This is a genomic window from Azonexus sp. MM2026_4, assembly GCF_055901855.1.
This window is the reverse complement of sequence record NZ_CM148380.1, coordinates 2,369,847-2,391,224: the sequence shown is the minus strand read 5'-3', so window position 1 is coordinate 2,391,224 and position 21,378 is coordinate 2,369,847. Positions and strand designations below refer to the sequence as shown.

20 protein-coding genes are annotated in these 21,378 nt (G+C 66.8%); 13 read left to right on the top strand and 7 right to left on the bottom strand.

Annotated elements, in window-relative coordinates; translation table 11 throughout:
* Positions 1 to 47: 47 nt before the first annotated feature.
* The 3 genes from AC0KWY_RS11280 to AC0KWY_RS11270 all read right to left on the bottom strand — a co-directional run bounded on the left by AC0KWY_RS11280 (position 48) and on the right by AC0KWY_RS11270 (position 3,995).
* Complete coding sequence (locus tag AC0KWY_RS11280) at positions 48 to 428, bottom strand: diacylglycerol kinase (protein ID WP_474025592.1); 381 nt, start codon at positions 426 to 428, stop codon at positions 48 to 50.
* Positions 428 to 3,250, bottom strand: a complete 2,823-nt coding sequence (gene uvrA / locus AC0KWY_RS11275) for an excinuclease ABC subunit UvrA (protein ID WP_474025591.1) — start codon at positions 3,248 to 3,250, stop codon at positions 428 to 430. Before uvrA ends, AC0KWY_RS11280 begins: the two co-directional genes overlap by 1 nt.
* Positions 3,251 to 3,347: 97 nt before the next feature.
* The gene (locus AC0KWY_RS11270) at positions 3,348 to 3,995 is read right to left on the bottom strand and encodes a L,D-transpeptidase Cds6 family protein (RefSeq protein ID WP_474025590.1); all 648 of its coding nucleotides are present in this window, start codon (positions 3,993 to 3,995) and stop codon (positions 3,348 to 3,350) included.
* Between the two features lie 150 nt (positions 3,996 to 4,145).
* Between AC0KWY_RS11270 and AC0KWY_RS11265 the strand changes: the two genes are divergently transcribed.
* From AC0KWY_RS11265 to AC0KWY_RS11255, 3 genes are read left to right on the top strand one after another with little or no spacing between them, the layout of a single operon-like run.
* Positions 4,146 to 5,348 carry an MFS transporter gene (locus AC0KWY_RS11265; RefSeq protein ID WP_474025589.1) on the top strand — a complete coding sequence of 401 codons (1,203 nt, stop codon included), beginning with the start codon at positions 4,146 to 4,148 and terminating at the stop codon, positions 5,346 to 5,348.
* A 12-nt stretch (positions 5,349 to 5,360) separates the two neighbouring features.
* Entirely contained in the window at positions 5,361 to 5,834 is a 474-nt protein-coding gene (ssb, locus tag AC0KWY_RS11260) for a single-stranded DNA-binding protein (RefSeq protein ID WP_474025588.1), read from the top strand.
* Positions 5,835 to 5,858: 24 nt separating this feature from the next.
* On the top strand, positions 5,859 to 6,707 hold the full coding sequence (locus AC0KWY_RS11255) for an HDOD domain-containing protein (RefSeq protein ID WP_474025587.1): 849 nt from the start codon (positions 5,859 to 5,861) through the stop codon (positions 6,705 to 6,707).
* Between the two features lie 6 nt (positions 6,708 to 6,713).
* On the opposite strand, the gene AC0KWY_RS11250 is transcribed toward AC0KWY_RS11255, so the two are convergent.
* Together AC0KWY_RS11250 and AC0KWY_RS11245 are read right to left on the bottom strand one after the other, a co-directional pair.
* Complete coding sequence (locus AC0KWY_RS11250) at positions 6,714 to 7,202, bottom strand: adenylyltransferase/cytidyltransferase family protein (RefSeq protein WP_474025586.1); 489 nt, start codon at positions 7,200 to 7,202, stop codon at positions 6,714 to 6,716.
* Positions 7,203 to 7,240: 38 nt separating this feature from the next.
* Positions 7,241 to 8,149 (bottom strand): MerR family transcriptional regulator, encoded by a 909-nt coding sequence (locus tag AC0KWY_RS11245; protein WP_474025585.1) that lies wholly within the window; start codon positions 8,147 to 8,149, stop codon positions 7,241 to 7,243.
* A 104-nt stretch (positions 8,150 to 8,253) separates the two neighbouring features.
* On the opposite strand from AC0KWY_RS11245, the gene AC0KWY_RS11240 reads away from it, so the two are divergent.
* The 10 genes from AC0KWY_RS11240 to AC0KWY_RS11195 are packed head-to-tail and all read left to right on the top strand — an operon-like array spanning position 8,254 to position 16,373.
* On the top strand, positions 8,254 to 8,823 hold the full coding sequence (locus tag AC0KWY_RS11240; RefSeq protein ID WP_474025584.1) for a glutathione peroxidase: 570 nt from the start codon (positions 8,254 to 8,256) through the stop codon (positions 8,821 to 8,823).
* Positions 8,824 to 8,849: 26 nt separating this feature from the next.
* Positions 8,850 to 9,650, top strand: coding sequence for a GTP cyclohydrolase FolE2 (gene folE2 / locus AC0KWY_RS11235; RefSeq protein WP_474025583.1), 801 nt, complete (start codon positions 8,850 to 8,852; stop codon positions 9,648 to 9,650).
* A 9-nt stretch (positions 9,651 to 9,659) separates the two neighbouring features.
* Positions 9,660 to 10,976: an NAD(P)/FAD-dependent oxidoreductase gene (locus tag AC0KWY_RS11230; protein ID WP_474025582.1), complete on the top strand. Its 1,317-nt coding sequence runs from the start codon at positions 9,660 to 9,662 to the stop codon at positions 10,974 to 10,976.
* A 7-nt stretch (positions 10,977 to 10,983) separates the two neighbouring features.
* Positions 10,984 to 11,754: a DUF1365 domain-containing protein gene (locus AC0KWY_RS11225; RefSeq protein ID WP_474025581.1), complete on the top strand. Its 771-nt coding sequence runs from the start codon at positions 10,984 to 10,986 to the stop codon at positions 11,752 to 11,754.
* Positions 11,751 to 12,941 (top strand): class I SAM-dependent methyltransferase, encoded by a 1,191-nt coding sequence (locus tag AC0KWY_RS11220; protein ID WP_474025580.1) that lies wholly within the window; start codon positions 11,751 to 11,753, stop codon positions 12,939 to 12,941. Before AC0KWY_RS11225 ends, AC0KWY_RS11220 begins: the two co-directional genes overlap by 4 nt.
* Positions 12,928 to 13,422, top strand: coding sequence for a chalcone isomerase family protein (locus tag AC0KWY_RS11215; RefSeq protein WP_474025579.1), 495 nt, complete (start codon positions 12,928 to 12,930; stop codon positions 13,420 to 13,422). The genes AC0KWY_RS11220 and AC0KWY_RS11215 overlap by 14 nt, the downstream gene beginning before the upstream one ends.
* Positions 13,423 to 13,425: 3 nt before the next feature.
* Positions 13,426 to 14,661, top strand: a complete 1,236-nt coding sequence (locus AC0KWY_RS11210; protein WP_474025578.1) for an MFS transporter — start codon at positions 13,426 to 13,428, stop codon at positions 14,659 to 14,661.
* Complete coding sequence (locus tag AC0KWY_RS11205; RefSeq protein ID WP_474025577.1) at positions 14,658 to 15,179, top strand: DUF3833 domain-containing protein; 522 nt, start codon at positions 14,658 to 14,660, stop codon at positions 15,177 to 15,179. Before AC0KWY_RS11210 ends, AC0KWY_RS11205 begins: the two co-directional genes overlap by 4 nt.
* 8 nt (positions 15,180 to 15,187) lie before the next feature.
* The gene (locus AC0KWY_RS11200) at positions 15,188 to 15,949 is read left to right on the top strand and encodes an SDR family NAD(P)-dependent oxidoreductase (protein ID WP_474025576.1); all 762 of its coding nucleotides are present in this window, start codon (positions 15,188 to 15,190) and stop codon (positions 15,947 to 15,949) included.
* 1 nt (position 15,950) lies between these two features.
* Positions 15,951 to 16,373, top strand: a complete 423-nt coding sequence (locus tag AC0KWY_RS11195) for a nuclear transport factor 2 family protein (RefSeq protein WP_474025575.1) — start codon at positions 15,951 to 15,953, stop codon at positions 16,371 to 16,373.
* A gap of 22 nt (positions 16,374 to 16,395) precedes the next feature.
* On the opposite strand, the gene AC0KWY_RS11190 is transcribed toward AC0KWY_RS11195, so the two are convergent.
* Both AC0KWY_RS11190 and AC0KWY_RS11185 read right to left on the bottom strand, forming a co-directional pair.
* On the bottom strand, positions 16,396 to 18,084 hold the full coding sequence (locus tag AC0KWY_RS11190) for a putative bifunctional diguanylate cyclase/phosphodiesterase (protein ID WP_474025574.1): 1,689 nt from the start codon (positions 18,082 to 18,084) through the stop codon (positions 16,396 to 16,398).
* Positions 18,081 to 21,002, bottom strand: a complete 2,922-nt coding sequence (locus AC0KWY_RS11185; RefSeq protein ID WP_474025573.1) for a chemotaxis protein CheB — start codon at positions 21,000 to 21,002, stop codon at positions 18,081 to 18,083. Before AC0KWY_RS11185 ends, AC0KWY_RS11190 begins: the two co-directional genes overlap by 4 nt.
* Positions 21,003 to 21,378: the final 376 nt, after the last annotated feature.

Sequence of the window (21,378 nt, the reverse complement as noted above, 5' to 3'; positions counted from 1 at the left end):
GCAACCTCCGTTGGCAGGGGGAGACTCCCGTTATGACCCTTGCCGGATCATCCCGCCGGCCACAGCACGCAGGCCCAGACCACGGCGGCGTTGATCAGCGACAGCAGCACGGCGGCGCTGCCCATGTCCTTGGCTTGCTTGGCGAGTTCGTGCTTTTCCGGCGAGGCCTTGTCGACGATGGCTTCGAGGCCGGAGTTGAGGATTTCGACGATCAGGATGAGCAGGATGCTGCCGATCAGCAGCGCCCGGTCGACGCCGGTCTGGCCGAGAAAAATGGCGAGCGGGATGGCGACGATGGCGAGCAGGGTTTCCTCGCGGAAGGCGGCTTCGTTCTTCCAGGCGGCGGCGAGGCCGTCGCGCGAGTAGCCGAGGGCGTTGAACAGGCGGACGAGGCCCTGCTTGCCTTTGAATTCCTTGTAGTCGCTCATTATTTCTTGTTCAGTAGGGGTTTCAGGAAGCGCCCGGTGTGGCTGGCCCGGCATTTGACCACATCTTCCGGCGGGCCGGCGACCAGGATGCGGCCGCCGCCACCGCCGCCTTCGGGGCCGAGGTCGACGATCCAGTCGGCGGTCTTGATCACGTCGAGGTTGTGTTCGATGACGACGATGGTGTTGCCGTGGTCGGCCAGCCGGTGCAGCACTTTCAGGAGCAGCTCGATGTCGGCGAAGTGCAGGCCGGTGGTCGGCTCGTCGAGGATGTACAAGGTGCGGCCGGTGTCGCGCTTCGAGAGTTCGAGCGCCAGCTTGACCCGTTGCGCCTCGCCGCCGGACAGCGTGGTCGCCGCCTGGCCGAGGGTGATGTAGGAGAGGCCGACATCGACCAGCGTCTGCAGCTTGCGGGCGACGACCGGCACCGGGTCGAAGAATTCGCGCGCCTGTTCGACGGTCATGCCGAGCACGTCGTGGATGGTCTTGCCCTTGTATTGCACTTCCAGCGTCTCGCGGTTGTAGCGCTTGCCGTGGCAGACGTCGCAGGGGACGTAGATGTCGGGCAGGAAGTGCATCTCGACCTTGATCATGCCGTCGCCCTGGCAGGCTTCGCAGCGCCCGCCCTTGACGTTGAAGCTGAAACGCCCCGGGCCGTAGCCGCGCACCCGCGCTTCCGGCACCTGGGCGAACAGCTCGCGGATCGGCGTCAGCAGGCCGGTGTAGGTGGCCGGGTTGGAGCGCGGCGTGCGGCCGATCGGCGACTGGTCGACGTTGATCACCTTGTCGAACAGGTCGAGGCCGACGATTTCCTGGTGCGGCGCCGGTTCGGCGGTCGAGCCGTAAAGATGGCGGGCGGCGGCGGCGTAGAGCGTGTCGTTGATCAGCGTCGATTTGCCCGAGCCGGAGACGCCGGTGACGCAGGTGAACAGGCCGACCGGCAGTTCCAGCGTGACGTCGCGCAGGTTGTTGCCGTAGGCGCCGACCACCTGCAACTGCTTGTCCGGATTTTGTGGCCGGCGTTTCTGCGGGACGGCGATTTCGCGCAGGCCGGACAGGTAGGCGCCGGTCAGCGAGGCCGGGTTGGCGGCGACCTGGGCCGGCGTGCCTTCGGCGACCACCGAGCCGCCATGGACGCCGGCGCCGGGGCCGATGTCGATGACGTAGTCGGCGCTGCGGATGGCGTCTTCGTCGTGCTCGACGACCAGCACGGTGTTGCCCATGTCGCGCAGGTTGCGCAGGGTCTGCAGCAGGCGGTCGTTGTCGCGCTGGTGGAGGCCGATCGACGGTTCGTCGAGCACGTACATGACGCCGGTCAGCCCGGAGCCGATCTGCGAAGCCAGGCGGATGCGCTGCGCTTCGCCGCCGGACAGCGTTTCCGCCGAGCGTTCGAGGCACAGGTAGTCGAGGCCGACGTCGATCAGGAAAGTCAGGCGGGCGGTGATTTCCTTCAAGATCTTGTCGGCGATCTGCGCCTTGTGGCCGGGCAGTTGCAGGCAGTTGAAGTAGTTGCGCGCCTCGCCCAGCGGCAGGCGGTTGATTTCGTGCAGCGTCAGCGTGCCGACGCGCACGTGGCGGGCCTCGACGCGCAGGCGGGTGCCGTTGCAGTGCGGGCAGGTCGAGTTGCTGATGTATTTCGACAGCTCTTCGCGCACGGCGTTGGAGTCGCTGCCGCGGTAGCGCCGTTCGAGGTTGGGGATGATGCCTTCGAAGGTATGGCTGCGGTCGAAGCGGGTGCCCTTCTCGTTGGCGTAGCGGAAGTTGATCGCTTCCTTGCCCGAGCCGTAGAGCACTAGCTGGCGGATGTTCTCGGGCAGTTCCTGCCAGGGCGTGTTGACCGAGAAGCCGTAATGCTCGGCGAGCGATTCGATGATCTGGAAGTAGAACTGGTTCTTCTTGTCCCAGCCGCGGATGGCGCCGCCGGCGAGCGATGCCGCCGGGTTGGTGACGACGCGCTTGGGGTCGAAGAACTGGATGACGCCCAGCCCGTCGCACTTCGGGCAGGCGCCCATCGGGTTGTTGAAGGAGAAGAGGCGCGGCTCCAGCTCCTGCAGCGCGTACGAACAGACCGGGCAGGCGAACTTGGCGGAGAACAGGTGCTCCTTGGCGGAATCCATCTCCAGCGCGACGGCGCGGCCGTCGGCGTGGCGCAGCGCGGTCTCGAAGGATTCGGCGAGGCGCTGGCGCATGTCCTCGCGCACTTTCAGGCGGTCGACGACGACATCGACGGTGTGCTTGGTCGATTTGGCCAGCTTGGGCACGGCGTCGATTTCATAGACCGTGCCGTCGACGCGCACGCGCGCAAAACCCTGGGCGCGCAGTTCGGTGAACAGGTCGAGCTGCTCGCCCTTGCGGTTGGCGACCACCGGGGCGAGGATCATCAGCTTGGTGTCCTCGGGCAGCGCCAGCACGTGGTCGACCATCTGCGACACGGTCTGCGCTTCCAGCGGCTGGTCGTGGTCCGGGCAGTAGGGCGTGCCGGCGCGGGCGTAGAGCAGGCGCAGGTAGTCGTGGATTTCGGTGACGGTGCCGACGGTCGAGCGCGGGTTGTGGCTGGTCGCCTTCTGCTCGATCGAGATCGCCGGCGAGAGGCCCTCGATCAGGTCGACGTCGGGCTTTTCCATCAACTGCAGGAACTGCCGGGCGTAGGCCGACAGCGACTCGACGTAGCGGCGCTGCCCTTCGGCGTAAAGCGTGTCGAAAGCCAGTGAGGACTTGCCGGAACCGGACAGGCCGGTGATCACGATCAGTTGATCGCGCGGCAGGTCGAGGTTGATGTTCTTGAGATTATGGGTGCGGGCGCCGCGGATGCGGAGAGTTTCCATCGCCGGTCTACCTGGGGTTGGGACGAAGCGGGAACTATACGCAAAAGCGGCGCGGCTTGCACGGAAGGCTGTATGAATGTACAGCCTTCCGCGGTGCTCAGCGTTTGGCCGGCGAGAACACTTCCTGCTCGATCAGCCACTTGCCGTCGATCCGGCGCAATTGCAACTGCTTGATGCCGGCGTCGCTGTGCGCCTGCGTCTTGTAGCGCTGGTCGAAAGTCAGCCAGGCGCGGTCGTCGCCTTCGCGGCGGATTTCCAGCGTCCCCAGTTGCAGTTCGATCTGCCCGGCACGGCCGATCACGCGCTGGCGGGCGCTCCGCCACTCTTCGGCGCTGGCTGCCTGGCCCTTGAACTCCGGGTGGTAGTGCTTGAGATAGGTGGTGACGTCGCGGGCGACCCAGGCGTCGCGCCAGCTATCGAGGAAGGCCTGCAGGCTGCGGTCGGCGGGGGCGGCGGCCGGGGTCGGCGCGGCTGTCGGCGGCACTGGCGCGGCGCTGGCAGGGGTGACGGCCGGCGGGGCGACTGTTGCCGCGACAGCGGGCGCCGCCGGGGCAGCTGCAGCGGGGGCAGCGGCGACGGGTGCGGCAGCGGGTGTTACGACCGGCGCCGGGGCGTCCTGTTCCATCGGCGGCGGTGGCGGCGGATCGAACATCTGCATGGTGCTGCCGCAGCCGGCGGCGCCCAGTGTGGCGATGACGAGTCCGGCGGTAATCCCCTGTCTGCCGATGCTGTTCTTTTTGCTCATGATCCCTCCCGATCGTGAAAGCGTTGGCCGAAAAATGACAACAACAATGCGCGACTATAACCTATGGCCTAGCCCTTGCGTAGGGGCGCCGTTCGCGTTGGGGCAAACCTGCTAAACTCGTTTCCCTCGCTGCGTTGCAACAAATTCCCCATGTCCGCCATTTCCGACCGCATGAGCCCCGCCGAACGTCGCGTCGGCGCTTCGCTGGCTTCGATCTTCGCCCTGCGCATGCTCGGCCTGTTCCTGATCCTGCCCGTGTTTTCCGCGCACGCGGCGAGCATCCCCGGCGGCGGCAACCTGCTGCTGGTCGGCCTGGCGCTCGGCGCCTACGGGCTGACGCAGGCGGTCTTCCAGATTCCCTTCGGCATCGCGTCCGACCTCGTCGGGCGCAAGCCGGTGATCGTCGCCGGCCTGCTGATGTTCGCCGTCGGCAGTTTCGTCGCCGCCTGGGCGCCCGACCTCCACTGGATCATCGCCGGCCGCGTGCTGCAGGGCATGGGCGCCATCTCGGCGGCGGTCACTGCGCTCGCCGCCGACCTGACGCGCGAGGAGCACCGGACCAAGGTGATGGCGATGATCGGCTCGTCGATCGGGCTGGTCTTCGCGCTGTCGCTGGTCGGCGCGCCGCTGCTCTACGGCTGGGTCGGACTGAGCGGGCTGTTCGTGCTGACCGGGGTGCTGGCGCTGGCGGCGATCGGCCTGCTGCTGAAGACGGTGCCGCCGGTGCCGCGCCCGGCCGGCCACGTCAAGCTGCCGCTGCGCAAGGTGCTGACCGATCCGGCCTTGCTCAAGCTCAATTTCGGGATCGGTACCCTGCACATGATCCAGATGGCGATGTTCGTCGTCCTGCCGCAGGCGCTGCTGCACCGCGGCGGGCTGGCCGCCGCCGAGCACTGGAAGGTCTACCTGCCGGCGGTCGTCGCCTCCTTCGCCTTCATGGTGCCGGCGATCATCGCCGCCGAACGCAAGGACCGGATGCGGCCGGTGTTCCTGGCGGCGGTCGGGCTGACCGCGCTGGTCCAGGGCGGGCTGTTCCTGTTCAGCGACAGCCTGCTGGCGCTCGGCGTCTGGTTGCTGCTCTTCTTCGTCGCCTTCAACATTCTGGAGGCGACGCTGCCGTCGCTGGTCTCGCGTACCGCGCCGGCGGCCGCCAAGGGCGCGGCGCTCGGGGTGTACAACACGACCCAGGCGGTCGGCCTGTTCATCGGCGGTGCGCTGGGCGGGTACATTGCGCAGCATTTCGGCGATAATGCGGTCTTTTCCGCCTGCGCGGTGCTCGCCCTGCTCTGGCTGGCGGTCGCCGCCACCATGAAATTCCCGCGGCGCGCGGCGCCGGCGGTCCAAACTGTTTAGGAGACGATTACGATGGCATCGGTCAACAAGGTGATACTCGTCGGCAACCTGGGTGCCGATCCGGAAACCCGCTACACGGCGAGCGGCGACGCGGTCTGCAACATCCGCCTGGCGACGACGGAAAGCTGGAAGGACAAGAACTCCGGCGACAAGCGCGAGATCACCGAATGGCACCGCGTCGTCTTCTACCGCAAGCTCGCCGAAATCGCCGGCCAGTATTTGCGCAAGGGCTCCCAGGTGTACCTGGAAGGCCGCATCAAGACCCGCAAGTGGCAGGACAAGGACGGCCAGGATCGTTACACGACCGAAATCGAATGCACCGAAATGCAGATGCTCGGCTCGCGCCAGGGCATGGGCGCGCCGGCGGCGCAGGGCGCTGGCGGTGGCGGCGGTGGTTACGACGAGCCGACCGACTACGCGCCGGCCCCGCCGAAGAACCGGCCGAAGCCCTCGTTCGACGATCTGGGCGACGATATTCCGTTCTGATTTTTCTGCCAGGGGCAAGCGCGCATGAGTAAGGCCGTCACCTTCAAGATTCTCGAAGACATCGCCAGGGATCTGTCGGGCAAGGAAATCACCTTCCCGACCTTTCTTGATATCACTTTCCAGGTTCGCAGCGCGCTCAAGGACCCGAACCTGAACGTCGAGCAGCTGGCCAAGCTGGTCGGCGCCGAGCCGCTGATGAGCACCAAGATCATCCGCATGGCCAATTCGGTGGCGCTCAACCCGTCCGGGCGCGAGATCGCCGACGTCAAGAACGGCATCATCCGGGTCGGCATGGAGGCGGTGCGTACCGTCTCCTTCGCCGTCGCCATGGAGCAGTTGCTGTGCTCGAAGCAGATGAAGCCGTTCGAGGAGATCTCGCGCCGCCTCTGGGAGCACACCGCGCACGTCGCCGCGCTGTCCCGCGTGCTGGCGCGCAAGATCGCCAAGATCAACGGCGACGAAGCGATGTTCACCGGGCTGGTGCACGACATCGGCGTCTTCTACCTGATGTCGCGCGCCGCCGGCTTCCCCGAGCTGGTTGCCGACAAGGCGGAGCTGCACGCGCTGCTCGCCGGCTGGCACGACAGCATCGGTCACGCGCTGCTCTCTGCGCTCGGTTCGCCGGAATCGGTGCTGCTTGCCGTCCAGGAACACGAGACGCCGCGCGAGATCAAGGAAATCAAGACCCTGTCCGACGTCCTCTACATCGCCAACAAGATCGCCAACCGCACCTCACGCTGGCGCGATCCGGAGTACGACGGCGAAGTCGATACCTCGATGCTCGAATCGCTGTTCGACGCCGACACCCTGGCCAGCATCGTCGAGGAATCGGAAGAGGAAGTCGCCTCGCTGAAGACCGCGCTCGGCGCCTGAGCGGCGCTACAGACGACGGATCGTGTCGAGCAGGGCCGTCGTCGATTTCTGGTGGATGAACGGGATGGAATGCACCGTCCCTCCCCAGCCGCGTACTTCGGCGCAACCGACGATCCTGTCCACCGGCCAGTCGCCGCCCTTGACCAGCACTTCCGGGCGGCAGTCGAGGATGCGCTGCAGCGGCGTGTCTTCGTCGAACCAGGTGACGAGGGCGACGCAGTCGAGCGCCGCCATTACCGCCAGCCGATCTTCCAGCGTATTGACCGGGCGTTCGTCGCCCTTGCCCAGCCGTTTCACCGACGCATCGGTATTGAGCGCCACCACCAGGCTGGCGCCGAGGGCGGCTGCCTGCGCCAGGTAGGTGACGTGGCCGCGGTGCAGGATGTCGAAACAGCCGTTGGTGAATACCAGCGGCCGGGGCAGTTTGGCGGCGCGCGCGGCCACATGCTCCGGCGCGCAGATCTTGGCCTCGAAGGCGGGAAGGGCGTAGTTCATGGGCCGCATTGTAGCGCGGCCGGCGACACGCGCCGTCCTCAGGCGTGCTCGCGCTGCCAGTCGGCGAGCCCCTGCAGCGCGTCAGGCAGGCCGTGCAGCAGCGTCACGCCGGGTAGCGGCGAGGTGCGCTGGATGCCGGCGCCGCCTGCCCACAGCGCGGTGCTTGGCGGCAATAGCTCGCGCAGTTGCTGCAGCAGGGTCGGCACGCGGCGGCCGGGGAAGGCCACCGAGAACGACAGGGCGACGATGTCAGCCCGGTGCGCCTCGGCGGCGCGGGCGATCTCGAGCAGCGGCATCTGCGTGCCGAGCGGGATGCACTCGGCGCCTTCCAGGGCGAGCAGGGTTTCCGCCATCAGCAGGCCGAGGACGTGCTGCTCTTCCGGGACGCTGGTCAGGATCAGCCGCGGCCGCTGCCGGCCGGCCGGCAGGGCGGCGATGTTCTGGCGCAGCAGGCGCTTGGTCAGTTCGGTGAACAGGTGTTCCTCGAAAACCTCGATGCGGCCGTTTTCCCATTCTTCGCCGACGCGCCCGGTGAGCGGCGCCACGGTGTCCTGGACAAAGCGTAGCAGCCCCTGACGCGCCAGCCGCTGCTGCATGGCCTGCGCGTAGCCGGCGGCGTCGTGCTGGCGGATCAGGTCGAGCAGTTCGTCGAGTCCGTCGGCGGCTGCTTCGGCGCCGGCTGGCGGCGCCGGGCGCGGGCGGCGCGGGCTCAGTCCGGCCAGCGTCTCGAGCGGCGCGGCGACCAGCTTGCCGGGGCGATGTCCCTGATCCATCAGGCGTTTGATCAGGCGCAGGCGCTCCACCTGGTCGGCGCTGTAGCGCCTTTCGCCGTGCGCGTCGCGTTCCGGCAGCGGAAAGCCGTAACGGCGCTCCCAGACGCGTAGCACGTCTTTCGAGAGGCCGGTGTCGCGCTCGACGGTGGCAATGTCGAAACCTGGGTTGTTCATTCTTTGTCCTGAACAAATGTTAGACAAACCGTTGACAAAGGGGTTGTTGCTGACTATCTTACGAACAAAGCCCTGGTTTGTCCAGGACAAATTCGGAGATAAGCATGTTGTCCACCCTGCACCGCTGCCTCGCCGCCATCCTCTTCGCCATCACCGCGCTGGTCCCGGCGACGCTGCGGGCGGCCGATTGTCCGCCGCTGCTCGAACATCGCTTCGCCGATCTCAAGGACGGCCGGCCGCTGTCGCTCTGCCAGTACACCGGCAAGGTGATCCTGGTCGTCAATACCGCCAGCTACTGCGGCTTCACCTCGCAGTACGAGGGACTGGAAGCGCTCTACGCCCGGCTGCGCGAGCGCGGGCTGGTGGTGCTGGGTTTTCCGTCGAACGATTTCGGCGAGCAGGAGCCGGGCAGCGACCGGCAGATTGCCGACTTCTGCCGTTCGACCTATGGCGTCGAATTTCCCATGGTGTCGAAGACCGCGGTCAACGGGAACGCCGCCCATCCTTTCTACCGGCAACTGGCGCAACTGACCGGCAGCCCGCCGCAGTGGAACTTCCACAAGTACCTGATCAGCCGCGACAGCCGCCGGGTGCTGGCTTTCGGCAGCAGCACGCGGCCCGACGAGCCGGCTTTCCTCAAACAGGTCGAGGCCTTCCTCGACGCCGCCCCCTGAACCCGCCGTCCCCCCCGGAGAACCCCATGAACGCCCCCGAAAAGCTCTTCCTGCCCGATGTCCAGTCCACGCCCGACGACCGCCTGCTGGCGATCCAGAAAGTCGGCGTCAAGGGGCTGCGCTATCCCATACAACTGCTGGCCGCCAACGGCCACAGCCAGTCCACCGTCGCCACGCTGGCGATGACCGTCGGCCTGGGCGCCGCGGACAAGGGCACGCACATGTCGCGCTTCATCGAACTGCTCGAAGAGCGGCGCGGCGTGCTCAGCCAGGAGGGCATGTTCCGCCTGCTCGAGGAAATGCTGCTGCGCCTGGATGCCAGCAGCGGCCGCATCGAGATGCGCTTTCCCTGGTTCATTCGCAAGCAGGCGCCGGTTTCCGGTGTCGAAAGCCTGCTCGACTACGACGCCGCCTTCATCGTCGAACGCGAGGAAGGGCGTTACCCGGCGCTGACCCTGGCGGTGACGGCGCCGGTGACCAGCCTCTGTCCGTGCTCGAAGAAGATTGCCGACTACGGCGCGCACAACCAGCGCTCGCTGATCACCCTCGAGGTCCGCCTCAACGCCATGCTCGGCATCGAGGAGCTGGTACGCATCGCCGAGGACGAGGCGTCCTGCGAGGTGTTCGGGCTGCTCAAGCGGCCGGACGAGAAGTGGGTCACCGAACGCGCCTACGACAACCCGAAGTTCGTCGAGGACCTGGTCCGCGACATCGCGCTGCGCCTCATGAAGGAGCCGCGCATCCGCGAGTGGAAGGTGATCTCGGAAAACTTCGAGTCGATCCACAACCACTCCGCCTACGCCGAACTGCATGGCAGCAACGCCTGAGGAGCCATCATGGAGCGGATGAATCGTCAGCGCATCGCCGTCGTCGGCGCCGGCATCTCGGGCCTGGCCAGCGCCTGGCTGCTGTCCCGCCAGTACGATGTGACCCTGTTCGAGGCCGGTAGTTATCTCGGCGGGCATACCAACACCGTCGATGTCACGGTCGATGGCCTGACCCATCCGGTCGATACCGGCTTTCTGGTCTTCAATGAGCGCACCTATCCCAACCTGATTGCCCTGTTCGCGCTGTTGGGCGTGGATTCTGTGGAAACCGAGATGTCGTTCGCGGTCAGCCTGCAATCGCCGGACCTGGAATGGGCGGGGAGCAATCTGGCGAGCGTCTTCGGGCAGAAGCGCAATCTGCTGCGCCCGGCCTTCTGGGGCATGCTCTCCGACATCCTGCGCTTCAACCGCGAGAGCACCGCCTGGTTGCTGGCGCATCCCGGCGACGAGCGCAGTCTCGACGATTTCCTGCAGGCCGGCGGCTACTCGCGCGAATTCGCCGACTGGTATCTGCTGCCGATGGCCGCCGCGATCTGGTCCTGTCCGACCGGCCAGATGCGCGCCATGCCGCTCGCCCCCTTCGTCCGCTTCTGCAACAACCATGGCCTGCTGCAGGTCTTCGACCGGCCGGCCTGGCGCACCGTCAGGGGCGGCGCCCGCAGCTATGTGCAGCGGATCGCCGAACAACTGGACGACGTCCGCATCGCCTGCCCGGTCAGCGCGGTGACGCGTGAAGCGGCAGGGCTGCGGGTGACGCATGCGCGCGGCAGCGATCATTACGACCAGGTGGTGATGGCCTGTCATAGCGACCAGTCGCTGGCCATCCTCGGCTACTCGGCGAGCGATGCGCAGCGCGAGCTGCTGGCGGCGATCCGCTACCAGCCGAACCGCGCCGTGCTGCATACCGATCCGGCGCTGTTGCCGCGTCAGCGTTCGCTGTGGTCGGCGTGGAACTATTTTGCCGGGGCGGGGGCGCCGGGCGAGCAGCCGGTCGGCGTTTCCTACCTGATCAACAAGCTGCAGCCCCTGCCTTTCTCGACGCCGGTGGTGGTGACCCTCAACCCGGTGCACGAACCGGCGCCGGATACGCTGCTCGCCGAGTTCGATTACGCCCACCCGGTGTTCGACGCCCCGGCCATTGCCGCCCAGCAGCGCCTCGCCGACGTCCAGGGCGAGAACGGCATCTGGCTGGCCGGTGCCTGGGGCAGTTACGGCTTCCATGAGGACGGCCTCAAGTCGGCGCTGCGCGTCGCCAACGGGCTCGGCGTGCGGGCGCCCTGGCAGGGCGGGGTTGCCGAACTGCTGGCCGAAACGGAGAGCGCCTGAGGTCGTCATGAGCAGCGCCGCGCACATCTTCCTCGGCCATGTCATGCACCGGCGTTTGCGGCCGGTGGTCAACGCCTTCGTCTATCCGGTGTTCTACGTCCAGTTGCCGCTGCGTGAACTGGCCGCCTGCGATTGCGGCATCTTCTCGGTCGACCGCTGGAACCTCCTGTCGCTGCGCAGCCGCGATCACGGCCCGCGCGACGGTTCGCCGCTGCTGCCGTGGATTACCGGCGTGCTGCGCGAGCACGGCTTGGCCGACGACGGCGAGATCGTCCTGCAGACCTTCCCGCGCGTCTTCGGTTACGTCTTCAACCCGGTCAGCTTCTGGTTCTGCCGCGATCGCCAGGGCCGGCTGATCGCCGTGCTGGCCGAGGTGAACAACACCTTCGGCGGGCACCACAGCTATCTGCTGCACGAGCACGGCCGCGCGCTGGTCGATGGTGCCGAACTGCAGGCAGCCAAAGTCTTTCACGTCTCGCCCTTCTGCGAGGTCGAGGGCACTTATCGCTTCCGCTTCCGCCTCGAGCACGGCACCCAGGTGGCCCGTATCGACTACGCGGATGCCGCCGGCGATCTGCTGCTCACTTCGCTTTCCGGCCGGCCGCAGGCGTGGCGCGCGGGCAAGCTGCTGGGCGCCTTCCTGCGCATGCCGCTGCTCACTGCCGGGGTCATTTTCCGCATTCACTGGCAGGCGCTGAAGCTGTGGCTCAAGGGCGTGCCCTTCATCGGCGCCAGGCCGGGCAGTAAACCGCCGCTACTTCCGGAGACAGGCAAATGAACGAAACCCTAACCCTGCGCGGCGGCAACCGGCTGCCGCGCGACACCCGGACCGTCTTTGGCCTGCTCGAAGGCCTGCGTGGCGGCTTGCTGGAGATTCGTCAGCCCGACGGTTCGAACGCCCTGTTCGGCGACGGCGACGGCGGGGCCAGCCTGCAGGTGCATGACGAGGCGATGTTCGGCCGGGTGCTGGCGCGCGGCGACATCGGCCTGGCCGAAGCCTACCTCGACGGCCAGTGGGACAGCGCCGACCTGACCGGGGTGCTGGCGTTGCTCGCCAGCAATCGGCAGAGCCTCAGCCGGGCGGTGTACGGTTCCTGGGGGCGCCTGCTGGCGGCCCGTCTGCGCCATCTGCTCAACGCCAACAGTCGCCGCGGCAGCCGGCGCAACATCCTGGCCCACTACGACCTGGGCAATGATTTCTATCGCCTGTGGCTGGATCGGACGATGAGCTATTCGGCGGCGATCTACCGGGCCGAAGACGACGGCAGCCTGGAAGCCGCCCAGCAGGCGAAATACCGGCGCATCCTCGACCGGCTGCAGGCGCTGCCGGGCCAGCGTGTGCTGGAAATCGGCTGCGGCTGGGGCGGCTTTGCCCGCCTGGCCGAGGACGCTGGGCTGGCCGTCACCGGCCTCACCCTGTCGCCGGCGCAATTGGCGTGGGCGCAGGCCAGGGTGCCGGGCGCCGATCTGCGGCTGCAGGATTACCGCGACCTGAACGAGCGCTTCGACCATGTCGTCTCGATCGAGATGTTCGAGGCCGTCGGCGAACGCTGGTGGCCGACCTATTTCGCCAAGCTGGCCGGTGCGCTCAAGCCCGGCGGGAAAGCCGTGGTCCAGAGCATCACGATCGGCGACGCGCTGTTCGCCGATTACCGCAAGGGCACCGACTTCATCCAGCAATACATCTTCCCCGGCGGCATGCTGCCGTCGCGCTCGGCCTTCCGGGCAGCGGCAGCGCGCCAGGGACTGGCGGTGCGCGACGAGTTCGCCTTCGGCCGCGACTACGCGCGGACTCTGGCGCAATGGCATGTGGCCTTCGAGCAGAATTGGCCAGCCATCCGCCAGCAGGGTTTCGACGAGCGTTTCCGCCGCCTGTGGCGTTTCTACCTGGCCTACTGCGAGGCCGGTTTCCTGGCCGGCAACATCGATGTCGTTCAGTTCGAGCTCGCTCATGCGCCGGCGTAGCCTGCTGCTGGCGGCCTCGGCGGCGCTGCTCTGGCCGCTGGCCGGGCTGGCTTCTCCGATCCAGGGGCTGCGGCCGCGCGGGCGCGGCAGTTTCCGGCGCTTCGGTTTCCTGGTCTACGACGCCAGCCTGTGGACCGGCGACGTTCCCGACGCTCCGCCGCTGGCCCTGCGCCTCGATTACCGGCGCCGGCTTGCCGGCCAGGCCATCGCCGATGCCAGCGTGGACGAGATGCGCCGTTTCGTTGCCGACGAAGCCAGGCTCGCGGCCTGGGGGCAGGCCATGCGGCGGATCTTTCCCGATGTTGACGCTGGCGATCATCTGCTCGGCGTCTGGCGCGACGAGGGCGCCTATTTCTATCAGGATGAGCGGCTGATCGGCGCCGTGCGCGACCCGGCCTTCGCCCGCGCCTTCTTTGCCATCTGGCTCGATCGGCGCAGCAGCGCACCGGCCTTGCGCGCCGCCCTGCTTGGCGAAAGCTGAGCCATGACCGCCGCCAGCCGCCGCCTTCCGACCCTGGCTTACGGCTTGCTCGCCCTGCCGCTGGCGTTTGCCGCCTTGCCGCTGTATGTGCATGTGCCGGCTTTCTACGCCACCGTCACCGGCCTCGACCTGGGCATGCTCGGCGCCATCCTGTTGCTGGCGCGCCTGCTCGACGCCGGCATCGATCCCTGGCTGGGCTGGCTGGCCGACCGGGTGGCGCGCCGGCGCATGGTGGCGATTTCCCTGCTGCCCTTCTGTCTGGGTTTCATCGCCCTGCTCAATCCGCCGGCCGAGCAGGCCGGCCCGTGGTTGCTGGCCAGCCTGCTGCTCACCTATGCCGGCTTTTCGGCGGCGACGGTGGCCTATCAGGCCTGGGGGGCGGCAGTCGGCGCCGATGCGCCGGAGCGAACCCGGCTGGTCGCCTCGCGCGAAGCCTTCGGCTTGCTCGGCGTGCTGGTTGCCGCCGCGCTGCCGGCCGTGCTGGCGGTGGCCCTGAACGACGGCATCGCGCGCCTGGCCTGGGTGCTGCCGGTGCTGCTGGTGCTTGCCGGTGGCGTCACCCTGTTGCGGGTCGCCGAAGGCGAGGCGAGGGGGCTCGTCAACAGCGCCTTGCTGCCGGCCCTGCGCGCGGTCCTCGGCGATCCCGCCTTTCGTCGCCTGCTGGCGGTCTTCATCTGCAACGGCTTCGCCGCGGCAGTGCCGGCCACGCTCTTCCTGTTCTTTGTCGCCGACATTCTGCTGGCCGAAGCCGCCAGCGGTCCGTTGCTCGCCGCCTATTTCCTGAGCGGCGCGGCGTCGCTGCCTATGTGGCTGAAGCTGTCCGCCCGCATCGGGCGACCACGGGCCTGGCTGCTGGCGATGGGCGTGGCGATGCTGGCTTTTGCCGGCGCCGGCCTGCTCGGGCCGGGCGATGTGGCGCTGTTCGCCATCGTCTGCCTGGCTTCCGGGCTGGCGCTGGGGGCCGATCTGGCGCTGCCGGCGGCGCTGGCAGCCGATCTCGGCGAGCGCCAGGGGCGTGCCGGCGCCTGCTTCGGCGTCTGGAACTTCTTTGCCAAGCTCAACCTGGCGCTGGCTGCAGGCATCACGCTGCCGCTGCTCGGCCTGTTCGATTACCGGCCCGGCAGCGGGCAGGGGCAGACCGCCCTGATCCTGGCCTATGCCTTGCTGCCGCTGCTGTTCAAGGCGCTGGCCGCGTTCCTGCTGTGGCGCTGGCGCAATTCACTGGAGGTCGAATCATGAAACTGTTTGCCGTCGCAGCCCTGTCGCTGGGCTTTGCCGCGTGTTCCACGCCCGGCGTCGAACACTACCGGGCGGAGCAGCCCCGGCTGGTGCTCGAACAGTATTTTTCCGGCAAGCTCGACGCCTGGGGCATGTTCCAGGGGCGCGACGGCGAGGTGCAGAAACGCTTCCACGTCGCCATCGACGCCAGTTGGCAGGGCGATACCGGCGTTCTCGACGAGCATTTCACCTGGTCCGACGGCAGCACCTCGCGCCGGGTGTGGACCTTGCGCCGCCAGCCCGACGGGCGTTACATCGGCACCGCCGACGACGTGGTTGGCGAGGCCATCGGCGAAGTCGCCGGCAATGCGCTGCGCTGGCGCTACGTGCTGGCGCTGCCGGTCGACGGCAAGGTCTACCACGTCGACTTCGACGACTGGATGTTCCTGATCGACGACAAGGTGATGCTCAACCGCTCGCGCATGTCGAAATGGGGCTTCCACCTCGGCGAAGTCACCCTCAGTTTCACCAGGCGCTGAGCCGCGCCATGCCACTCAATCCACGCCTCGACGACTGGCCGGGCAAGCGGGTCTGGTTGCTCGGCGCCTCGACCGGCATCGGCGCCGCGCTGGCGCGCCTGCTGGCAGCGCGCGGCGCCCGCCTGGCGCTCAGCGGCCGGCGCGCCGAGGCGCTGGCGGCGCTGGCCATCCCCGGCGCCCGCTGCCTGCCCTGCGACGTCACCGACGCCGCTGCCCTGGTCGCCGCCACCGCCGAGCTGCGCCGCGAGTGGGGCGGCATTGACCTGGTCGTCTACCTGGCCGGCGACTACGTGCCGATGGGCGCCGACAACTTCGACCTGGCGACGGCCGAGCGCCTGCTTGCGGTGAATTTCAATGGCGCCCTGCGCCTGACTGCCGCCGTCCTCCCCGAACTGCGCCCGGGCGGTGGTATCGCCTTCGTCGCCAGCGTCGCCGGCTATCGCGGTCTGCCCAAGGCGCTCGCTTACGGTCCGGGCAAGGCGGCGCTGATCCACTTCGCCGAATGCCTGCACCTCGACCTGGCGCCGCGCGGCATCGGCGTCTGGGCGATCAACCCGGGCTTCGTTGCCACCCGCCTGACGGCGCAGAACGATTTCGCGATGCCGGCGCTGCTCACGCCGGAGGCGGCGGCGCAGGCGACGCTGGCCGGGCTGGCCGGCGGCGCTTTCGAAATCCACTACCCGAAGCGCTTTACCTACATACTGAAGCTGCTCTCGCTGCTGCCCGACCGCTGGTATTTCCCCCTCATCCGTCGTTTCACCGGAGGCTGACATGAAGCTGGATGCATTGATCGACTTCTACCATACGCTGACCCCGGAGACCGTCGGCCGCTTTGCCGAGTTCTACGCCGCCGACGCCTGGTTCAAGGACCCGTTCAACGAGGTGCGCGGCCTGCCGGCCATCGAGCGCATCTTCCGCCACATGTTCACCCAGGTCGGTGAGCCGCGCTTCGTCGTCACCGAAACCGTCGTCGACGCCGCCAGCGCCGTGCTGATCTGGGAATTCAGCTACCGCGTCCGGCTATGGGGCAAGGGCGAGACGCAGCTGATGCGCGGCGTCTCCCACCTCAAGTTCGACGCCGCCGGCAAGGTCAGCCAGCACCGCGACTACTGGGACACCGGCGAGGAGCTGTACATGAAGCTGCCGCTGATGGGCGGCCTGTGGCGCGGCCTGCGGCGGATGCTGGCGGCTTGATGCCGCCGCCAGCGCGGCGGCATCAAGCGCGTTGCCGCAGGCGCCCGGCCATTTCTCCGGCGCTCAACGGTCGGGCGAACAGGTAGCCCTGGCCGGCCGGGCAGGCCATCTCGCGCAGCGTTGCCGCCTGTTGCTCGGTCTCGACGCCTTCCGCCACCACCGATAGTCCCAGCGTTCTGGCCATGGCCAGAATGGTCTGGGTGATGGCGCGGGCATCGGGGTTCGATCCGACTTCGTCGATGAACGAGCGGTCGATCTTCAGTTCGTCGATCGGATAGCGGCGCAGCGACGACAGCGACGAGAAGCCGGTACCGAAGTCATCGATGCTCAGGCCGACGCCGAGCACCTTCAGATCCCGCAGCAGGCGGCTGCAGTGGTCGGGGTCGAGCATCAGCGCGGTTTCGGTGAGTTCGATGGTCAGTTGGCTGGCTTCCAGTCCGTAGTGGGCCAGCAGTCGTCGGATCATCGAAGGCAGATGAGAGCGCCGGAACTGCTCGCCCGAGACGTTGATCGACATCCTGGGAACTTCGTAACCCTGGGCGATCCAGGTGGCCACCTGACGGCAGGCCGCGTCCGCCACCCAGTCGCCGACGTGATGGATGAGCCCGGATTTCTCGGCGAGGGGAATGAAGCGATCCGGCAGGATCAAGCCTTTCTCCGGCTCCTGCCAGCGAATCAGGGCCTCCATGCCGACCAGGCGGCCGCTGCTCATGTTGACCTGGGGTTGGTAGAGCAGGAACAGTTCGTCGTTGTCGATGGCGCGCCGCAGGCCGTTACCCAGTTGCAGACGTTCGTCCGCTTCTTCCTTGAGATTGCTGGTGTAGAACTGATGGGTGCGTTTGCCTGCCTCCTTGGCCTGATACATCGCGCTATCGGCATTCTTGAGCAGGGTCTCGGAGTCGCCGCCATCACTCGGAAAGAGGCTGATGCCGATGCTGGCGCTGACAAACAGCGAGTGGTCGCCGATGGCGATGGCGTGGCCGAGCGCATCGGAGATGCGGCGGGCGGTCAGGTCCACTTCTTCGGGCGTCGTTTCCTCGATCAGCAGCGCGAACTCGTCGCCGCCAAAGCGGGCCACGGTATCGGCCGCCCGCAGGCAGTCGCGCAGGATGGCGGCAACCGCCTTGAGCAGCTCGTCGCCGGCGGCGTGCCCGAGCGAGTCGTTGACGATCTTGAAGTTGTCGAGGTTGACGAACAGGATGGCAAACTGATCCTCGTGCCGCTTGGTGCGTGCGATGGCCTGGCGAATCCGATCGACGAACAGGGTGCGGTTGGGCAGGGTGGTCAGTTCATCGTGGGTGGCGAGGAATTCGACGCGCCGCTGCGAGTCCTTGACCAGGGTGATGTCGCTGAAGATGCCGACATAGTTGGTGAGCGTGCCATCGGAGTCGTGCACCGTGTTGATGGTGAGCCATTCGGGAAAGATGTCCCCGGATTTGCGGCGATTCCAGATTTCGCCCTGCCACCAGCCCTTCTCGGCGAGGATTTCCCACATTTCCCGATAGAACTTCTCGTCGTGGCGGCCGGAAGCGAGGACGGCCGGCGTCCTGCCGACCACCTCTTCCGCCGTATAGCCGGTGACCTGGGTGAAGGCTTCGTTGACGGTGACGATCTTCTGCTGCGGATCGGTGACGACAATGCCCTCGCCGGCCCGATCGAAGACGCGCGCGGCCAGGCGCAACTGTTCTTCGGCGTGGCGGCGGTCGGTCATGTCCGATGACTGGGTGCACGCCCCTGAATGACGTTGTCGGCGCTGAACAGCGGGAAACGTATCGAAAGCAGATAGCGGTTGCCATCGGCGCGCTGCAGCACTTCCTCCGATTCGATCGCCTCCTGGCGCCGAACCACCTCGAGCTCCTTGCTGCGGAACTGGTCGGCATTGCGGCCGTTGAAAATCTGCGCATCGGTCTTGCCGATGACGTTGGCCGACTTGAGCGCGAAGGTTTTCTCGAACTGCCGGTTGATGAACTCGTAGCGTCCCGCCAGGTCCTTCAGCGAAATCATCGAGGTCGAGTTGTCCATGATCGCCAGCAGGCGTTCCTGGCTTTCGCGGATCGCCCGTTCCGCCGCCAGGCGCTCGGTGTGGTCCATCAGGCTGATGACCGCGCCGCGGGCCCCCGGTCGGGTGGTTTCATAGGGGGCGATGTGCAGCAGGTAATGCCGCTCGTTGGAAAACACGGCCTCCTCGACCGCCAGATTGCTGTCGATGGCGCGTCTGACCTGCGGCGAGAAATCCTTCATGCCGAACGGCAGGCGCAGGGACGGCAGCGTCTGGCCCAGGGATTTCTCGGTGAGGAGGAAGATCATCACGGCCGGGCTGTTGAAACGCGACAACTCGAGTTTTTCGTTGCACACCAGGATCGGGAAACCGACGCTGTTCTGGATTTTCTCGAGATCGTTGAGCGCTTCGGCAAGTTCGCCGGTACGGACCTGCAGTTCCTCGTTGACCGTCGTCAGTTCCTCGTTGGTCGATTGCAGTTCCTCGTTGGCGGATTCAAGCTCCTCGTTGGTCGATTGCAGCTCTTCGTTGGCGGCCTGCACTTCCTCGTTGAGCGCCTGCATCTCCTCGTTCGAGGTTTCCAGTTCCTCGATCACCGTCTGCAAACGTTCGCGGGTCGAAATGAGCTCCTCTTCGAGGGCCTTGACGTTGACCGAGTCCTGCAGAAGATCGCTCCGGGGCTCGCCGCTGGTGTCTTTTTCGACCAGCGCCGTTTCGAAGGCGACCAGGAAGAAGGAACTGGTGACGCCCTTTTCCAGGGGGTGGACCGAGAGCAGGATGCGCCGTTTGCCATCCAGGGTCTTGATGACGTGGGGGCGCCCGCTTGCCGATTCGGAGGTGCGCTCCACCTGATGCACCATCAGGTTGAGATCGGCGCGAAATTCCCGGCGGATCAGTTGTTGCAGATTGGTGGTCGGTTTGCCGGCGCTGATCGTCAGGAAGTGCGCGACATCGCCCTGGATGTGCAGGATTTCGAAAGCCGCGTTGATCAGGATGGTCGGCGGAACGAACAGGCTGATCGAGGCATCCAGCAGGCGTTGCTGGGCGTTGGGTTGCTGCACCGCCGGCCGCTCGCGGTTGTCCGGCAGGCGGAAGGTGGGCATCGGCATCAGGCGCGATTCGCCGACGCGGCGGCGGTAGATGCGGGCGGTCTTGTCGCCCGGATCGAACAGGCCTTCCTGCTGGAAGACGCCCTCGGACTTGCCGAGGAAGAGATAGCCGCCCGGCCGCAGGCCGTAATGGAAGGTCGCCAGCACCTTGATCTGCAACTCGTTCTGGAAATAGATCAGGACATTGCGGCAACTGACCAGGTCCAGGCGCAGGAAGGGCGGGTCCTGCACCAGGTCCTGGCGGGCGATGACGACCATGTCGCGCAGCGTGCGCGAGACCTCGTAGCGGTTGCCGGTGTTGGTGAAGTGGCGGGCCACCAGTGCCGGGTCCATGCCGGACAGCGCGGTTTCCGGGTAGCCGCCGCGACGGGCGACGGCCAGGGCGCTGAGATCGAGATCCGTGGCGAAAATCTGGATGCGGAACTGGTTCAGGTTCGGACCGAGCAATTCGGACACCAGGATGGCGATGCTGTACGCCTCCTCGCCGGTGGCGCAACCGGGCACCCAGATGCGGATTTCATCGCCGAAATGCTTGGTTGCCAGCAGTGCCTGCAAGGTCGTGCGCAGGGCCTCGAAGGCCTCGGGGTCGCGGAAGAAGGCGGTCACCGAGATCAGGATGTCCTTGCACAGGTGATCGAGTTCGCCCGGGTCGGCCTCGACCAGCGCCAGATAGTCGTCCAGGCTCGCTACATGGCGCGCCGCCAGGCGCCGTTCGATGCGGCGCCAGATGGTGCCTTCCTTGTAGTTGCCGAAGTCGATGCGGGTCTGTTGCTTGACCCGGATCAGCAGCTTCTTCAGGGTGGTCGTCGATGCCGGCGGATTGACTGCGACCGTGCCCTTGGAGCGGGCGATCTGGGCGATTTCGCGGGCAATTCCCTCGGCCGGCAGCACCCAGTCGACACAGCCGGTGTCGATGGCCGCCTGCGGCATCCCGTTGTATTTGGCGCTCTGCGGCTCCTGGGCGAAGGTGAAGCCGCCGACCGCCTTGATCTCGCGCAGGCCGACCGCGCCGTCGCTGCCAGTGCCGGACAGCACGACGCCGATCGCATCCTCGCCCTTCTCCGCCGCCAGCGACGAGAAGAAGGCATTGACCGAGGGGCGCGGGCTGGCGTTCTTGGGCTCTTCCTGCAGGACGAAGCGGCCGTCGCGCAGGACCATGTTGCTGCTCGGCGGCGTCACGTAAATGGTGTTGCATTCCGGCACCATGCCATCGGTGATTTCCTTCACCGCCATCGCCGTTTCGCGCCCCAGCAACTGCGCCATCATGCTGCGATGGGTCGGCGACAGATGCTGGATCACCGCGTAAGCCAGACCCAGATTGGTCGGCAGGGCGGCGATCAGGTTGGACAGGGCTTCCAGGCCGCCAGCCGAGGCGCCGATGCCGACCAGATAGATGGGGTGGGCGACGATCTCGGCTGCCGGCGGCGGAGTTTTTCTTCGTCGGCTGACCGGCGTCCTGACCGTCGGGGAAACTGCTGCTTTTCCGGGGGCGGGCGTTTTTCTTGGCTTGCCGGTCGTCATGTTCGAGTGCCTGATTCTGCCGCGAGATATGCTTCGAAGAAGTTGCCATGTTGACACAATATCCGGGGGCGTTGGCGAAAGTAATAGCCGGGAGGGCGGATTTTGCTCGGGAACGAACGCTATGGCAGTGCGTTTGGCAGGTGTCGGAGGCCTGTCGGGCGTACTGTTCCACCGTCTCGCGCTTGCCACGAGATCACGTACCGGCATCGTCGCCGCTTCCCGCATCTCGATGACCCCGGGCGTGCCCGGCTCCATCGGTGTCTGCGGCGTCTGGTGGGGGGGCGGCGAGCAGCGCGATGACGCTGATCACGTGCTTGCGGTCGAGGCGGTTGGAAAGGCCGCGGATCGCTGCCGTTCTGGTCGGTGGGTCCGGGCT

Excerpts from the sequence above, each read along its gene's own strand:
- AC0KWY_RS11280 (WP_474025592.1), bottom strand. The coding sequence starts at position 428 with ATGAGCGACTACAAGGAATTCAAAGGCAAGCAGGGCCTCGTCCGCCTG.
- uvrA (WP_474025591.1), bottom strand. The coding sequence starts at position 3,250 with ATGGAAACTCTCCGCATCCGCGGCGCCCGCACCCATAATCTCAAGAAC.
- AC0KWY_RS11270 (WP_474025590.1), bottom strand. The coding sequence starts at position 3,995 with ATGAGCAAAAAGAACAGCATCGGCAGACAGGGGATTACCGCCGGACTC.
- AC0KWY_RS11265 (WP_474025589.1), top strand. The coding sequence starts at position 4,146 with ATGTCCGCCATTTCCGACCGCATGAGCCCCGCCGAACGTCGCGTCGGC.
- ssb (WP_474025588.1), top strand. The coding sequence starts at position 5,361 with ATGGCATCGGTCAACAAGGTGATACTCGTCGGCAACCTGGGTGCCGAT.
- AC0KWY_RS11255 (WP_474025587.1), top strand. The coding sequence starts at position 5,859 with ATGAGTAAGGCCGTCACCTTCAAGATTCTCGAAGACATCGCCAGGGAT.
- AC0KWY_RS11250 (WP_474025586.1), bottom strand. The coding sequence starts at position 7,202 with ATGAACTACGCCCTTCCCGCCTTCGAGGCCAAGATCTGCGCGCCGGAG.
- AC0KWY_RS11245 (WP_474025585.1), bottom strand. The coding sequence starts at position 8,149 with ATGAACAACCCAGGTTTCGACATTGCCACCGTCGAGCGCGACACCGGC.
- AC0KWY_RS11240 (WP_474025584.1), top strand. The coding sequence starts at position 8,254 with ATGTTGTCCACCCTGCACCGCTGCCTCGCCGCCATCCTCTTCGCCATC.
- folE2 (WP_474025583.1), top strand. The coding sequence starts at position 8,850 with ATGAACGCCCCCGAAAAGCTCTTCCTGCCCGATGTCCAGTCCACGCCC.
- AC0KWY_RS11230 (WP_474025582.1), top strand. The coding sequence starts at position 9,660 with ATGGAGCGGATGAATCGTCAGCGCATCGCCGTCGTCGGCGCCGGCATC.
- AC0KWY_RS11225 (WP_474025581.1), top strand. The coding sequence starts at position 10,984 with ATGAGCAGCGCCGCGCACATCTTCCTCGGCCATGTCATGCACCGGCGT.
- AC0KWY_RS11220 (WP_474025580.1), top strand. The coding sequence starts at position 11,751 with ATGAACGAAACCCTAACCCTGCGCGGCGGCAACCGGCTGCCGCGCGAC.
- AC0KWY_RS11215 (WP_474025579.1), top strand. The coding sequence starts at position 12,928 with ATGCGCCGGCGTAGCCTGCTGCTGGCGGCCTCGGCGGCGCTGCTCTGG.
- AC0KWY_RS11210 (WP_474025578.1), top strand. The coding sequence starts at position 13,426 with ATGACCGCCGCCAGCCGCCGCCTTCCGACCCTGGCTTACGGCTTGCTC.
- AC0KWY_RS11205 (WP_474025577.1), top strand. The coding sequence starts at position 14,658 with ATGAAACTGTTTGCCGTCGCAGCCCTGTCGCTGGGCTTTGCCGCGTGT.
- AC0KWY_RS11200 (WP_474025576.1), top strand. The coding sequence starts at position 15,188 with ATGCCACTCAATCCACGCCTCGACGACTGGCCGGGCAAGCGGGTCTGG.
- AC0KWY_RS11195 (WP_474025575.1), top strand. The coding sequence starts at position 15,951 with ATGAAGCTGGATGCATTGATCGACTTCTACCATACGCTGACCCCGGAG.
- AC0KWY_RS11190 (WP_474025574.1), bottom strand. The coding sequence starts at position 18,084 with ATGACCGACCGCCGCCACGCCGAAGAACAGTTGCGCCTGGCCGCGCGC.
- AC0KWY_RS11185 (WP_474025573.1), bottom strand. The coding sequence starts at position 21,002 with ATGACGACCGGCAAGCCAAGAAAAACGCCCGCCCCCGGAAAAGCAGCA.